We start from the raw sequence: 16,556 nt of genomic DNA, 5'->3' as shown, positions 1-16,556 counted from the left end.
TATTATTTTCCTCCATTAATTAAAAGTTCTGCAAAATTTTTTCCATCAAGTGATGCTGATCCAACTAGCGCACCATTAACATTGGCAGCTTTCATAAAATCCTTAACATTTTTTAAATTAACACTACCACCATATTGAATCTTAATGTTATTTGCAGATTCACTATCATATAATTTTTCAATTTCATTTCTTATTTTTAATAACATGTTATCAACTTCTTCAACAGTTGGAACTTTACCAGTACCAATTGCTCAAATTGGTTCATAAGCTATTATTAATTTTTTTAACAAGTTTTTATCTATATCTTTAAGATCTTTTTTTATTTGATCTAAAACAAATTCTACTGATTTCTTTTTTTCATATGTTTGTAAGCTTTCACCAACACATAAAATAACAGTTAAATCATTTTCTAATAAAGTTTTTGTTTTTAAATTAATTGTTTCATCAGTATCATTAAACATTTCTCTTCTTTCAGAGTGACCAATAATACTACCCTCAATATTACAATCTATTAATTGAGTATAAGATATATTACCAGTGAAAGCACCTTCATTTTTATAATGAGCATCTTGTGCATATATGTGCATTTTTTTATCTTTTTTAAATATTTTTTTTGCTTCTAATAAATAAATTGATGGTACAGCGATTCCATACTCAACAATTGGTTTTTGTTTCTTAATTTCAGCATAAAATTCTTTTTTAAATTTCTTAATATCTTCTAAAGTTTTAAACATTTTTCAGTTTCCAATAATTACATTATTCATTATGTTTCTCCTAAAATTAATGTGAATGTTTAATAAAATATAAAAATGAATATTTACATAAAATGGAATATAAATAAACTTAATAATTTATATATTCACAAATTAATTTTACATTTATAAATAAATAATTAAAAAGTTTTTAGTTACGTTTATAAACTATGTGTATGTATTTATGGTAAATAAATATATTATGCAAAACTAAACCAAAAAAAATTAATTTAAGACTTTATTTTTTTAAAAACAAATACATAAAAAAATAAAAAGAGCAAATAAATGCTCTTTTGTTAAGATTAATATTTAATTTGTTTAAGCAGCAACTTTTGTTGGTATTGTCACATAAAAATATGTACTATCTTTTGTTCAAATGTTAGATGCACTTGAATCTTTTCATGTATGTGAGTTCTTTGGAGATAAAACTAATGGTATCAGTATTTCTTTTTCTCCTGCTTTAGTTTTAGCTTTTTTATCAATTAACTTTATATTGTCAGCTTTTATAGATGTAAATTCTACATTTATTAAATTTTGTTTTCCATATGTTGTATTTATAATTCCATTAGTTGAGTCATTATTTACATAATTTAATAAATCATTAATATTATTTTGAGTTTTAAAAAATGTTTTTATTGTTTCTATTTCATTTCCACTAGGACCTTTGTTATACATATTAAGTCCTCATGGACTACTCTCCACATTATTAGTTACTGCACTAGTAACTTCTGCATCTTTAACATTAATATCTACATTACTAGCTATTGTTAAATTTTTAGTTGTGTTAGTACCATCATCTCATAAGTATCCTTCATTTGGAGTAGCTGATACTGTTAGATTATATAAACCACTTCCTTTTTCAGTTTCAATAACTTGAAAATTAGTAAATTTAGAATTAAATACACCAATATCATTACCCATTTTCTGAGAATCTATGTCATCTGTTCCAGCTTTTTGTCCACCAGCAAAAGTACTCATTAAAGCATTTCTTGATAATTGTTTACTTTGAACGCTAGCAGCTTTATTTCATCCTAATGCTTCCAAAACATCAGTCCCATTTGTAATATCTTTACCAGCTTCTAAATCAATAGTTGTTTTAGTGTAATTAACTGTTGAATCTATACCGACATCATATTTAAATGTTACTTGTTGTTTTTTTGTATCAACATTTGTGCCACTTATTTCAACTGTTGATTTTTCTGGTGTGAAATTAATATCTGATGTTGGTATTACTAAATCAATTTCAGTTGGTTCAGCTTTTCCAGCACCTTTATCTGTCGCAGTAACACTTACATGTAGCTTATCATTATCAATACCAATTTTATTACTACCATTTAATTTAAAATCTTTAGTTGATGCATCAGTAAAACCTGTTTTCTTAATTATCTCATCCAAATTAGTAGTAATCTGTGTATTTAAATCTTTTGTTGATTTTACATTTAATTGTGGAGATGTTGACGAATAATAAACCACATTAGATGATGCGCTTACTTTTCATTCACTATAATCTTTTGTTCCATCATTGAACTTCTTATCTTCTTCGGATAAATTTGAGTTAAATGTAACTTTTGCGCCATTTAATTGTTCACTATTATCAACAACTTTGCTAAGATCTTCTTGCAAATCTTTGCTAATTAGTTGATCAGTTGACATGTCTGCATCTACACTAACTAAATCTGAAAATTTTCCAACTAATGTAATATCAGATTTAATTTTTGGAGTAACTTTAGTTACAGTTTGACTTGCTGATTTTTTAGCACAAGCTGTCATTGCTATAGGCACTGCACCTATAGCCATAAAAGCTCCTCCAATTGACAATAACTTAATAAATTTTGTCTTTTTATTTTTCATATTTCTATTTTCCTATCCTTAAAATTTACAAAAAGTATACTCAAAAAAAAAAAAAAAAAAAGCAAGTCTAAATGGTAAAAAAAATATTAATGTTTGTTAAAAATTCTAGAAATAAAAAACCATAAATTTAATAAAAATAAAAGAGTAAACTAGGACATCAAAATGGTTTTGTCCCATTTAATGTCCTAGTTCCCTAACTGACATGTGAAGTGCAACACTTCAATGTTACATTAAACTCTCGACTTTGAAATATAAGTTGAGAGTTTTTTGTTTTAAATATTTTCTTGATACATTTGGTAAGCTGTTTTATAACCAAACATTTTTCTTGGGATGTTGTTTACTTTTCATTCAAGAGTTTTTATTTTATCTTCACTTACTAAACTGAAGTCAGTTCCTTTTTTATATCATCTTCTAACTATCCCATTTATGTTCTCGTTGGACCCTCTTTGGAATGAAGAATAAGGTTGGCAATAATAAACTTTAAAGTTGAATTGTTTTGCAGTTATTCCCATCATTTGAAACTCTAACCCATTATCAACAGTGATGCTTTTTATTGGGAGTTTTTCATCTCGAATAATGGTATACATTTTAGCCATCATTGATCTAGCGTTTTTACCTTTTATTTTTCTAATAATTGCCAACCTTGTTTTTCTTTCTACTAATGTTAATAAGTGGTAATAACCACTTTGCCTTTTACTAACTATTAGATCAGCTTCTCAATGTCCAAATTCTTTTCTTTTGTTTATCTTTTCTGGTCTTAGACTATAAGGAATGCAGTATTTTCCATCAATTTTAGAAAATATACCTATTTTTCTTCTTTTTCCTTTAACATATTTTCTTCTTAAACAATCTCTTCTTTGTATCTTTCAAATCTTGCTATTGATTCATCTAAATACTTGCCTAGCACTTGGAACTTTAACTAATGGATAGTTTTCTTTTATTCAAAAAATTGTAGCTTCTACACCATGAGATTTAGGATTAAATTTTTGAATAAAAAGATCTGTGAAGTTTTTGTACTTCAACATAAAAAACATATGACAATTTGATTTTCTTCTAATGTATTTTTTGTGAGCATTTGATGAATAATAAATTCCTGTTGAAGATGTGTTTCTTTTTAATTCTCTTGATATTGTTGATTTGTTTTTATTTAAGATTTTTGCAATCTTATTCATAGAATATTTTTCTTTATTTCAAAGAAAATAAATTAAGCATCTTTCTTCTTTTGTTAAATGTTTATAAGTTTTCATAAGCACTCCTAATATTCATTATCTTTTTATTAGTGAACACTTACAAACAAAACAAATGAAGTGCACACTCTTTTTCGAGTGTTGCACTTCACATGTCAGTCGAGCAACTAGGACATCAAAATGGTTTTGTCCCATTTAATGTCCTAGTTTAAATTTTAAAAAACATCTATTTTAATACATTTTAAATGAATTAATTTTTACATTAAATTCTGATTTTTTGTCGTCTTTATCAGTAACTCATGAATACCCTTCATTTGTTCTAAAACCAACTCTAACAACGGAATTAGTTTCAGATGTTCATGTTGAACTTAAATATACAACATGTACATTTTGCATACCAGATTGTTCATTTGCTGATTTAAGCATACTATATATCATTTTGGCAAAATTATCTTGATTAGTTTTGTCAGTAAAATATGCATCAAAACTTTCTTTATCAGCTTTTTTTCCAATATCAAAATTTGATATGCCGTTATTAACAGCAGCTGCGCTCTTTCAAGTTGAGCCTTGATAAGTAGTTCTAATACCATTAAATTCAAAACTCTTTTCTTCTGTAGTTCCATCTATTCATGTGTGACCATCTTTTGGAGAACCAATTGCTGTTAATTTATATTGACCATCATATGTTTCATGAGCTTTTGTGATAGAAACACTTTTAAATTCTGTGTTAAACACACCTAAAGCTTCACCAATTTTTTCACTATTTAAATTTTCAGTAACAGCATCTTGAATATCTAATGAATTATTAGTTAATAGTGTTTTTTGTGCAGAACTTTTTATTATTTTCTCTGGATCAGATTGAGTCATTGTGAAATTAAGTTTATCTAAAATTTTTTGAGTTGTTATTTGATCGTCTGAATTAACTTCGCTTTTAAAATCAATTGTATTTAACAATTGGTTGCTCACAGTAGAATCTATTCCTGCATCAAAAGTAATTTTTGTTTTTGAACCTTCAACAACTGTAGTTTTAACATTTTCACCTTCAAAAGTTACTGATTTAATATCTGGAGTATAGTTAATATCAGATGCTGGTATTCTAAGGTCATATTTCATTGTACTTTCAGCATCTTCTTTTACTTCAACATTAACATGTAACAAATCGCCTTCTAGTGAAACATCAGTGTCTGTAACTATTGATAGAGTTTTATTTGAAACACTAACACCAGATGCTTCAAATATTTTATTTAATTGGTTGTTTTCAGTTAATTTTGTATATAACTCATTTTTATTTTTAACTGTAATATTGTCTAAATTAATACTATAGTAAATAGGTGTAGTTCCCGACTTTCAAGAACTATACTCTTGAGTTCCTCAATTGTTTTCACCGTTTTCACTTTTTTTAACTTCAACATTTGCAGTTATATTAGTTAAATCTCCTCCATTGTATTCATCTGCATTAGTAACAATAGTTTTTAATACATTGTTTTTTGATACTAAATTAGATAAAATTTCATCAACATTTCCATCAACTAGCTCTTTTAAATCACCATGAACTTTTATATTACTAGTATTAAGTTGAGGAACAAAAGTTGACACAGAATCATTATTTGAATTAGTTTTTTTAGCACAAGCTGTCATTACTATAGGGACTGCGCCCATTGCCATTACAGCTCCACCAATTGTTAATAATCTAATTAATTTTGTCTTTTTATTTTTCATATTTTTCTTTCACTATCCTTAAAATTTACAAAAAGTATACTCAAAAAAAAAAAAAAAAAAAGCAAGTCTAAACAAAGAAAAAATTATCAAAATTAAACAAAAAAATAAAAGAAAATTTTTCTTTTTCTTTTATTTTTTTGTTGTGTGTATAAATATTATTTGGCATTTCCAATTGGGATAGTTACATAAAAATATGTGTCTGATTTTACTCATATATTAGTGCTTTCAGAATTGTCTTTTCATGTATGAGAATTTATTGGAGAAAGAACTAAAGGTATCAAAATTTGTTTTTCATTTGCTTTTGTTTTTTTATCAACTATTTCTATGTTTTCAACTTTTATAGATGTAAATTCAACATTGAGTAAAGTTGTACTTCCAAAACGGCTATTCAAAACACCTTCTTTTCCAGCCTCTTTTCCATTAGCATAACTTAATAAATAATTAGCATTTTCTTGAACTTTAAAGAATTCTTTTATCTTTTCTAAGTCACTTTCATTAGGACTTTTATCATAAGCGTCAAGTCCTCAGGCTTCTTTTTTCATATTATTTTTTACGCTTTTATCAACACTAGCATCTTTAACATTAATATCAACATTAGTTGCTATTTTCAGTTCTTTTTGATCTTTAGTACCATCATCTCATTGATAACCATCATTTGGAGTTGCAGTTACTGTTAAATTATATAAACCACTTCCACTTTGAGTTTCAGTAACTTGAAAATTAGTAAATTTAGAATTAAACACCCCAATATCATTACCCATTTTCTGAGAATTTATGTCATTAGTTCCAGTTCCTTCTTTTTCAACAAAAGTACTCACTAAAGCATGTCTTGATAATTGTTTATCTGTAGCTTGAACCTGTTTTCAACCTAATACTTCTAAAACATCAATATTATTTTCAATTTTCTTTCCTTCATTTAAATCTAATTTATTCAATGTATAGTTAACTGATGAATCTATACCAACATCATATTTAAATGTTACTTGTTGTTTTTTTGTATCTACATTTGTACCACTTATTTCAACAGTTGCTTTTTCAGGTGCAAAATTTATATCAGATGTTGGTATTACTAAATCAATTTCAGTTGAACCAGCTTTTCCAACACCTTTATCTGTTGCGGTAACACTTACATGTAGCTTATCATTATCAATACCAATTTTATTACTACCATTTAATTTAAAATCTTTAGTTGATGCATTAGTAAAACCTGCATTTTTCATTATTTCATTTAAACTACTAGTAATTTGTACATTTAAATCTTTCGTAGATTTTACATTTAATTGTGGGGAATTTGATGAATAATAAACTATATTAGAGGAAGCTGACAATTTTCAATCATTATAATTCTTTGTTCCATCATTAAACTTCTTATCATTATCAGTTAAATTTGAATTAAATGTAACTTTTGCACCACTTAATTGGTCACTATTATCAACAACTTTGCTAATATCTTTTTGCAAATCTTGGCTAATTAGTTGATCAGTTGTTGTGCCTACATCTGCACTAACCAAATCTGAAAATTTGCCGACTATTTTGATATCAGATTTAATTTTTGGAGTAACTTTGGTTACAGTTTGACTTGTCAATTTTTTAGCACAAGCTGTCATTGCTATAGGGACTGAACCTATAGCCATTACCGCCCCACCAATCGACAATAATCTAATCCATTTTGTCTTTTTATTTTTCATAATTTTCTTTCCTATCCTTAAAATTTACAAAAAGTATACTCAAAAAAAAAAAAAAAAAAAGCAAGTCTAAATGATAAAAAACAAAAATAAATTATTAAAAATAAGTTTTATTTTTTTATAATATGAAACCATTTAAAAAATTTGGCTATTGTTTTTTGCTTAAAAATTTTTAATATTTAAAATAGAGTAAAAATTATTTTTCTAAAAAAGAAATCAAACATTATGCTTTTATTTTTAGATTTTTGTTATGTATTTAAAACAAACAAAACCCGCAAAAATTGTGGGTTTTGTTTGTTAACTAATGTGTTAATTACAAATAATATTGTTTTTTGTTTTTAAATTGTTTTTTTAGCAATTCAAAATTGTTTATACAATTACATTTTTAATTGAGTCTCATATTCTGAAATGCTTATTAAATTGTCCAAATTTAACGTCTTTGTGTTGTCTGTTTGAGATGAAAAACTAAATCCAAAAGAAATTTTCTTATTGCTTATAGAACTATTAGATAATTTAATAGTTTTATTTGACTGACTTATAGCAAAATTATCTAAAGATTTTTTCACATATGTGAAACCTTTTCTCAATGTTAGTTCTAATGTAATGACTTTTTCATATCCACTTATAAAATTACCTGTTTGATTAGTTTCCCCTCTGTGAACTATTCCATTTGTTTCTGACAATTTTAAATCAAAACCATTTAATAAGTTAAAATGTTTAGATTGATTAATTTGATTATTAACATGTTTAATAAAAGCATTTAGTATTGTTTGGTTTTTGAAATTATCTTCAATATATTTATTGTTGTTGTTATTTGAACCATTTTCAACATTTTTACCTGCAATTTTAAAAGGAGTTGATAATAAATTATTTTCTGAACCAATAGTCAAATCTAAAACAGTTCTATATTGAGATCCATCATTTTGTTGACCAATGTAGCTATCTATATAGTATGCATTCGGAACATTAACTTGTAATGGATGTTGCATTTCGCTTTCTGATTTTTGAGAAACAATTTTATATGTGTTGAAATTCAAATTTAGATCTGTATTTTGTCCATTATTCAAAGTTGTAGAAACTATTATATTATATTCTCCATTGTAATCTGTTTTGGAAACATCTCTTTGTTTCATTTCAATTTGAATACCAAGTAATTTTTCTTTAGTTAAGCCATCGATTCCAAGATCAGAAATTATTGTGTCTTCTTTTAATAATGTTGAATCAATGCCATCACCATCAACATGACCTTCTTCTAAACTTTTATTACTATCTAATCAACCTAAAGCTTTAAGAATTCCTTCATCTGTAACTGTTTTTCACAATCCAATAGAATCACTATCAGAGGTTGCCATTTCTGCTAATGTTATTGCTTTTTTATTATTAGCATTTGTTGCAAAAGTTTGTTCAATTAAAGGTGTGCTTGTAACAGTATAAGTGAACACAACTTCTGCTGATGTAGATTGATTATTGCCAAATGAAGCCTTTAGATTAATAGTTGGATTAAAGTTAATTACATTAGATGGGATAGATAGAGTATAGTTTGTAGTAGTAGTTTTAACATCCCTCTTTGATCTATCTATATTAGTTTTTGTAGCCTCTTCTGTTTTAATCGCAACTAATAAATTTCCATTCTCATCAACCTTAATATCAGCATCAGCTAAACTTGCTTTTTTATCACCAAGATTTGTTATTGCATTTTTTGAAATTTTTTCTATATTAGAGTTTAAAAAATCTCTTAATTCTTTATTTGATTTAAATTCTAATTTTTCATTTGAATTTGCTGAATCTTTAGAACCTTTTCATTCAACTTTTGTAGATTGACTTGTTTTATTTCAATCATCAAAAGACATTGAACCTCAATTGTCATTATCTCACCCAACTAAGCTAGTATCTAAATTTATATTATTTCTTTCACTCTCTGGAATACATACTCAGTTAGCAATAACTGATTCTTTGTTAGAATTCAAAACAAATTTAACATTAGTGTTAACATCATTTGCTTTACTTGATGTAGTAATGAATTCATCTAAACTTCCAATTCCACTAATTGATTTTTTCAATTGTGGAGTAACAGTTGCACTTTGCGATGTGCTTTTCTTTTTACATGATGTTAGCATCACTGGAGTAGCTCCAACAATACCTAAACAACCAATTATACCTATGGTTTTTAGTAATTTTATTTTCATATTTTTCTTTCCTATCCTTAAAAATTTACAAAAAGTATACTCAAAAAAAAAAAAAAAAAAAGCAAGTCTGAAAGAGTAAAAATTTATTAATATTTATTAATAAATGAAGGGATAAAATAATCAAAAATTAATTGATTTTTAATCGAAAAAATTATTTATTATAAATACATTAATTTAAACTTTTTATTATTATCTTTAGATATAAAGTTTTTTAAATAAGTGAAAATGATAAATATAAAAACACCACTATGAAACTTGCATTGTGGTGTTTTTATGCTCGACTGACATGTGAAGTGCAACACTCGAAAAAGAGTGTGCACTTCATTTGTTTTGTTTGTAAGTGTTCACTAATAAAAAGATAATGAATATTAGGAGTGCTTATGAAAACTTATAAACATTTAACAAAAGAAGAAAGATGCTTAATTTATTTTCTTTGAAATAAAGAAAAATATTCTATGAATAAGATTGCAAAAATCTTAAATAAAAACAAATCAACAATATCAAGAGAATTAAAAAGAAACACATCTTCAACAGGAATTTATTATTCATCAAATGCTCACAAAAAATACATTAGAAGAAAATCAAATTGTCATATGTTTTTTATGTTGAAGTACAAAAACTTCACAGATCTTTTTATTCAAAAATTTAATCCTAAATCTCATGGTGTAGAAGCTACAATTTTTTGAATAAAAGAAAACTATCCATTAGTTAAAGTTCCAAGTGCTAGGCAAGTATTTAGATGAATCAATAGCAAGATTTGAAAGATACAAAGAAGAGATTGTTTAAGAAGAAAATATGTTAAAGGAAAAAGAAGAAAAATAGGTATATTTTCTAAAATTGATGGAAAATACTGCATTCCTTATAGTCTAAGACCAGAAAAGATAAACAAAAGAAAAGAATTTGGACATTGAGAAGCTGATCTAATAGTTAGTAAAAGGCAAAGTGGTTATTACCACTTATTAACATTAGTAGAAAGAAAAACAAGGTTGGCAATTATTAGAAAAATAAAAGGTAAAAACGCTAGATCAATGATGGCTAAAATGTATACCATTATTCGAGATGAAAAACTCCCAATAAAAAGCATCACTGTTGATAATGGGTTAGAGTTTCAAATGATGGGAATAACTGCAAAACAATTCAACTTTAAAGTTTATTATTGCCAACCTTATTCTTCATTCCAAAGAGGGTCCAACGAGAACATAAATGGGATAGTTAGAAGATGATATAAAAAAGGAACTGACTTCAGTTTAGTAAGTGAAGATAAAATAAAAACTCTTGAATGAAAAGTAAACAACATCCCAAGAAAAATGTTTGGTTATAAAACAGCTTACCAAATGTATCAAGAAAATATTTAAAACAAAAAACTCTCAACTTATATTTCAAAGTCGAGAGTTTAATGTAACATTGAAGTGTTGCACTTCACATGTCAGTTAGGGATAAAAACACCACTATGAAACTTGCATTGTGGTGTTTTTATATTTATCAAAAATAATTATTTATTACTGTTCGGTATGAATTGAAAATCTCCGCCTCCATCAACATTTGGACCAAATGTTATTGACGAGTTTGCATAGTTAGCTTGATTTTTGTAAGTAAAACTAATGTATAAAAATAAATCGCCGCTTGTGTTTTTGTTATATTGTATACTATTATTTGTAAATGATTTCTTGAAACTGAAACCTTTTTTTGTAGTAACTTTTAATTTTATAATATTTCCAGAATACATTCCATTTGTATTATCATTAGATTTGTCTGTATTGTTTTCTTCTGAAACAACAACATCTGTAAATTCTAAATTAACATATTTGAACATATTTAATCCAGACTCATCTAATTTTTTTATAAATTCTCTATAAGATGCTGAATTATTTTCGAATTTACTTTTAATAAATGTGGAACCAGCATTAGATTCATTAGTATCTTTTAATTTTAATTGTCCTTTAAAATTTTCTTTTGTTAAATTGATGTTTGTCACAAGATTAGTATCTGTTCCACTTTTAACATTATCTGTGTAATATGCATTAGGAACATTAACTTGCAATGGGTGTTGTGTATTATTAGAAGTTTTTTGTGAAACAATTTTGTAAGTATTAAAGCTTAAGTTAAGATCTACAGATTCTGAATTATCACCGATTGTTGAAACCAAAATCGAATATTCTCCATTGTAATTAGTTTGAGAAATATCTCTTTGGTCCATCTGAATTTCAATACCAAGTAATTTTTCTTTAGTTAAGCCATCAATTCCAAGATCAGAAATTATTGTATCTTCTTTTAATAAACCAACATCAATACCATCACCATCCTTGTGCCCTTCTTCTAAACTTTCATTGATATCTAATCAACCAAGAGCTTTAAGAATTCCTTCATCTGTAACAGTTTTTCATAAACCAATAGTATCACTTTCAGTTGGACTCATTTCAGCTAATGTTATAGTCTTTTTATTAGCAGATTCTGTAAAAGTTTGTTCAATTAATGATGAACTTGTAACTGTATAATTAAATACCACTTCTGTAGATATCGATTGATTGTTTCCATATGAAACTTGTAAATTAATAGTTGGATCAAAGTTTATTAGTTCAGATGGAATAGATAGGGTGTAGTTTGTAGTTGTAGCACTTACATCTCTTTTTAATCTATTTGAACCTTCTGTTTCACCTTCTGTAACTTTAATAGCAACTAATAAATTTCCATTTTCAGTTACCTTAATATCAGCATCAGCTAAACTTGGTTTTTTATTTCCAAGATTATCAATAGCATTTTTTGAAATTTGTACTATATTACTATTTAAAAATTCTTTTAATTCTTTATTAGATTTAAAATCAACTTTTTCTTTATCGTTAACTTCAGTTTTTGAACCCTTTCATTGAACTGTAGTAGATGTATTTTCTTCACTTCATTGATCAAATGTTTTATCCCCTCAAGATGTGTTATCTCATCCGCTTAATGTTGAATCTATTTTTATATTGTTTCTTTCATTTTCAGGAATAGATTCTCAATTTGAAATAACTGATTCCATATTATTATTTAATACATCATTTAAATTTTTATTAACATCATCTGCTTTACTTGATGTTGTAATGAATTCATCTAATCCACCAACTCCAGTTATTTTAGTTTTTAATTGTGGAGTAATAGTTGCGCTTTGTGATGTGCTTTTCTTTTTACAAGATGTTAGCATCACTGGAGTAGCTCCAACAATACCCAAACAACCAATTATACCTATGGTTTTTAGTAATTTTATTTTCATATTTTTCTTTCCTATCCTTAAAATTTACAAAAAGTATACTCAAAAAAAAAAAAAAAAGCAAGTCTGAAAGAGTGGAAATTTATTAATATTTATTAATAAATGAATGGATAAAATAATCAAAATTAAACAAAAAAATAAAAGAGAATTTTTGTCTTCTCTTTTATTTTTAATGATGAAACTACAAAATTTATTGAACCGTTTTGAACGGAATTGTTACGTAGAAATATGTGTCTGGTTTTGCTCATATATTAGTATTTTCAGATGAGTCTTTTCATGTATGAGAATTTATTGGAGAAAGAACTAAAGGAATCAAAATTTGTTTTTCATCTTCTTTTTGACTTTTAGCTATCAATTCTATATTTTCAACTTTTATGGATGTAAATTGAACATTTTTTAATCTAGGTTTACCATATGTACTATTTAAAATTCCACCATTATCATTATCGTTTAAATTTACATAATTTAATAAATCATTAACATTATTTTCATTTTTATAAAAATCTTTTATTGTTTGTAATTCGTCAGATTTTTCAGGACCTTTAGTATAACTTTCCAATCCTCATGGGTCAGTTTTTTTATAATTTTCTATACCAGTTACTTCTGCATCTTTAACATTAATATCAACATTAGTTGCTATTGTTAGTTCTTTTTGATCTTTAGTACCATCATCTCATTGATAACCATCATTCGGAATAGCTGATACTGTTAAATTATATAAACCACTATTTTTTTCAGTTTCTGTAACTTTAAAATTAGTAAATTTAGAATTAAATACACCAATATCATTACCCATTTTTTCAGAATTTATATCACTAATTCCAGTTCCTTCTTTTTCAACAAAAGTACTTATTAGAGCATGTCTTGATAATTGTTTATTTGCAGCACTAACTTGTTTTCACCCCAATGCTTCTAAAACATCTGTTCCATTTGTAATATTTTTACCAGCATCTAAATCAATAGTTGTTTTAGTAAAATTAACTGTTGAATCTATACCGACATCATATTTAAATGTTACTTGTTGATTTTTTGTATTAACATTTGTACCACTTACTTCAACAGTTGCTTTATCTGGTGCAAAATTTATATCAGATGTTGGTATTACTAAATCAACATCAGTTGGACTAGCTTTTTTACCACCTTTATCTGTTGCAGTAACACTTACATGTAACATATCTTTATCAACACCAATTTTATTAACATCATTTAATTTGAAATCTTTATTTTCTGAGCTAGCAAAACCTGCTTTTTTCATAATTTCATTCAAATTAGTAGTAATTTGTGTATTTAAATCTTTTGTAGATTTCACAGTTAATTGTGGCGATGTTGATGAATAATAAACTACATTTTGTGATGCACTTGTTTTTCAAGTGCTATATTCAGTTTTTCCATCATTAAATTTCTTATCTTCATCAGTTAAATTTGAATTGAAAGTAACTTTTGCTTCCTTAATTTCATTACTATTTTCAAGAACTTTACTAAGATCTTTTTGCAAATCTTGACTAATTAATTGGTCAGTTGTTGTACCATCAGTTGTGCTAACTAAATCTGAAAATTTTCCAACTATTGTAATATCAGATTTAATTTTTGGAGTAACTTTAGTTACAGTTTGACTTGTTGATTTTTTAGCACAAGCAGTCATTGCTACAGGGACTGCACCTATAGCCATTACTGCCCCACCAATTGACAATAATTTAATCCATTTTGTCTTTTTATTTTTCATAATTTTCTTTTCCTATCCTTAAAATTTACAAAAAGTATACTCAAAAAAAAAAAAAAAAAAAGCAAGTCTAAATGGTAAAAAAATAAAAAAAGTTTTTGTAATAACATACAAAAACTAATCTATAAATATTCAAAATAAAAAAGGGCTTAAACCCAATTTATCTTCTCATTAAATCATTTATTGCTTTTTTGAATTCTACTAAATTTTCTTTTGAATTAACATTATCTGTACCATAAACATTAAAATAAGCTTTAAATTTAGGTTCTGTACCAGATATTCTAAATTTAATTCAAACACCATTTTCAAATTCTCATTCTAAAGCACTTGCTTCCTTGTTGAATGTATTTGATAATAATTTAAAACCATTAATATATATGTCCTTAAGTGATGATAAATATCTTAATTTATTATTCATTTCATCCCTTCAATTTAAACTATTGAATGTGTAATAAACAGTACCACCACTTCAATATCCAAATTGAGGATAAATTTCTTGTTCAAGATAATCAACTAAAGTCATAGATTTAACATTACAATGTGTAATAATTTCTAAAGCAAGAGCAGCAGCTTGAAAACCATCTTTATCTCTACAAATTGTTGAGTTTAATGAACCTATCGCTTCTTCAAAACCTACAACAAAGTCTTCATATGGAGAATGCTCATTTATTGCTTCTGCAATGTTTTTAAAACCTGTTGCAGTTCTATAAACTTTTGCATTAAAAGCTTCAGCTATTTTATCAATTAAAAAAGTTGATACATAAGTTGAAACTATAAAAGGAGTTCTGTTAAATTCTTTATTTTTTAAAACATAATAACTATATATAATTCCCATTTCATTTCCAGATAAGAAATACCATTCATTATTGTGTTTTACAACAACTGCTAATCTATCAGAATCTGGGTCTAATCCAAATATTACATTAGCTTTCGCTTTCTCAGCATATTTAATTGCTAATTCAAAAGATTTTGGCTCTTCTGGATTCATTATTGGTGAATAACTAAAATTTGGATCTTGAACACATTGCTGTTTAGTTGGAATAATTGAAACATAATTTAAAGATTCCATAAACCTTTTAAAATCAATAGATGCTGTTCCATGATGAGCAGTATAAACAACAGGAATATATTTTTTACTTTCAAGATCTGTATTAATTAAACATTCTACAGCATCATAAAAATAAGCATCATCTATTGATTCATCAAGATAAGAAATTAGTTCATTTTGAGGTTGATAATTTAAATTTAAAATTTCTTCATTTTCAGGCATGTATGACACAATTTCATCAGCTTCTTCAGTTGAAATTTGTTTACCTGTGTTGTTATAAACTTTAAAACCTGAATAGTTTTTTGGGTTATGGCTTGCAGTGATGATAATTCCACCATCATACTCATTTCTAATAATTGTATAAGATGCAATTGGAGTTGCTTTCATTTGATTATCTTTAAACATAACAACTCTAATACCAAAACTTGTTAAAACTTTTGCACAAACCATAGAAAACATATCAGCATTTTTTCTATTATCATGAGCAATTAAAACAACAGCACCTTCAGGCTTTCTATTTAATATAAACTTTGCATAACCTTCAGCCATTTGTTGGTATGTAAAAGAATTCATTCTATTTGTACCAGGTCCCATTTCCTGTCTTATACCTGCTGTTCCAAAATTCATTTTTTGTCCAGTAAAACTACTTTCAATTTGGTTAATATCCATTTTAGTTAAATAATTTTTCGCTTCATTTGAAAGTCTTGGCGAGTTCAATCAAAGTAAGTAATATTTATTTTCAATATACATATTTAGTCTCCTATCTATTAATTAAATCTTCATGGGTAAAACGATTTTTTAATATTTCACCAATCGTATAAATTTTATATTGACCAAATTTATTAAAAACATAAATTTTTTGATCATCATCTTTCATAAAATCACTCATGAATTGTCTGCACATACCACAAGGCATTCCAAAACCATTAGATTTAGTTAAAAGATACACTTCATCAATTGATCTATTCCCACTAGAAATAGCTGCTGCTATTGCACTACGTTCAGCACATAAAGTTACAGGGTAAGATGAATTTTCAATGTTTACACCATAGTAATATTTACCATTACTTTTTACAATTGCACTAACATAAAAATCAGAATATGGTACATATGCATTTTCTTTTAATTCCATTAATTTATCAAAAATAAGTTTAGTATTCATAA

11 protein-coding genes are annotated in these 16,556 nt (G+C 26.2%); 1 reads left to right on the top strand and 10 read right to left on the bottom strand.

All coding sequences use genetic code 4. From position 1 onward, the window contains the following. Nucleotides 1-2: 2 nt before the first annotated feature. The 6 genes from tpiA to EXC57_RS00780 all read right to left on the bottom strand — a co-directional run bounded on the left by tpiA (nucleotide 3) and on the right by EXC57_RS00780 (nucleotide 9,380). Entirely contained in the window at nucleotides 3-764 is a 762-nt protein-coding gene (tpiA, locus tag EXC57_RS00805; protein ID WP_004025226.1) for a triose-phosphate isomerase, read from the bottom strand. 306 nt (nucleotides 765-1,070) lie between these two features. Further along, complete coding sequence (locus EXC57_RS00800) at nucleotides 1,071-2,603, bottom strand: P35 family lipoprotein (protein ID WP_004025227.1); 1,533 nt, start codon at nucleotides 2,601-2,603, stop codon at nucleotides 1,071-1,073. Between the two features lie 272 nt (nucleotides 2,604-2,875). After that, complete coding sequence (locus tag EXC57_RS00795) at nucleotides 2,876-3,850, bottom strand: IS30 family transposase (protein WP_129692514.1); 975 nt, start codon at nucleotides 3,848-3,850, stop codon at nucleotides 2,876-2,878. Nucleotides 3,851-4,021: 171 nt separating this feature from the next. Next, on the bottom strand, nucleotides 4,022-5,509 hold the full coding sequence (locus EXC57_RS00790) for a P35 family lipoprotein (RefSeq protein WP_004024636.1): 1,488 nt from the start codon (nucleotides 5,507-5,509) through the stop codon (nucleotides 4,022-4,024). A 155-nt stretch (nucleotides 5,510-5,664) separates the two neighbouring features. Continuing rightward, the gene (locus tag EXC57_RS00785) at nucleotides 5,665-7,197 is read right to left on the bottom strand and encodes a P35 family lipoprotein (RefSeq protein WP_165271525.1); all 1,533 of its coding nucleotides are present in this window, start codon (nucleotides 7,195-7,197) and stop codon (nucleotides 5,665-5,667) included. 374 nt (nucleotides 7,198-7,571) lie between these two features. Then, the gene (locus EXC57_RS00780; protein WP_036451655.1) at nucleotides 7,572-9,380 is read right to left on the bottom strand and encodes a hypothetical protein; all 1,809 of its coding nucleotides are present in this window, start codon (nucleotides 9,378-9,380) and stop codon (nucleotides 7,572-7,574) included. Between the two features lie 380 nt (nucleotides 9,381-9,760). On the opposite strand from EXC57_RS00780, the gene EXC57_RS00775 reads away from it, so the two are divergent. Next, complete coding sequence (locus tag EXC57_RS00775; RefSeq protein WP_129692514.1) at nucleotides 9,761-10,735, top strand: IS30 family transposase; 975 nt, start codon at nucleotides 9,761-9,763, stop codon at nucleotides 10,733-10,735. A 137-nt stretch (nucleotides 10,736-10,872) separates the two neighbouring features. Here the strand turns inward: EXC57_RS00775 and EXC57_RS00770 are convergent, their stop codons facing one another. The 4 genes from EXC57_RS00770 to cdd form a co-directional block, all read right to left on the bottom strand. After that, nucleotides 10,873-12,627, bottom strand: coding sequence for a hypothetical protein (locus tag EXC57_RS00770; protein WP_129692513.1), 1,755 nt, complete (start codon nucleotides 12,625-12,627; stop codon nucleotides 10,873-10,875). Between the two features lie 187 nt (nucleotides 12,628-12,814). Next, nucleotides 12,815-14,347, bottom strand: coding sequence for a P35 family lipoprotein (locus EXC57_RS00765; protein ID WP_004025148.1), 1,533 nt, complete (start codon nucleotides 14,345-14,347; stop codon nucleotides 12,815-12,817). A gap of 157 nt (nucleotides 14,348-14,504) precedes the next feature. Next, nucleotides 14,505-16,142 (bottom strand): phospho-sugar mutase, encoded by a 1,638-nt coding sequence (locus tag EXC57_RS00760; protein WP_004025149.1) that lies wholly within the window; start codon nucleotides 16,140-16,142, stop codon nucleotides 14,505-14,507. A 10-nt stretch (nucleotides 16,143-16,152) separates the two neighbouring features. Beyond that, a complete protein-coding gene (gene cdd / locus EXC57_RS00755) occupies nucleotides 16,153-16,554 on the bottom strand; it encodes a cytidine deaminase (protein WP_004025150.1) in 402 nt (133 codons plus the stop codon). Nucleotides 16,555-16,556 lie beyond the last annotated feature (2 nt).

Origin of the sequence: Malacoplasma iowae, assembly GCF_900660615.1 — a bacterium.
In the GTDB taxonomy this organism is placed as follows: Bacteria; Bacillota_I; Bacilli_A; order Mycoplasmatales; family Mycoplasmoidaceae; genus Malacoplasma; species Malacoplasma iowae.
This window is presented reverse-complemented; position numbering and strand designations above follow the sequence as displayed.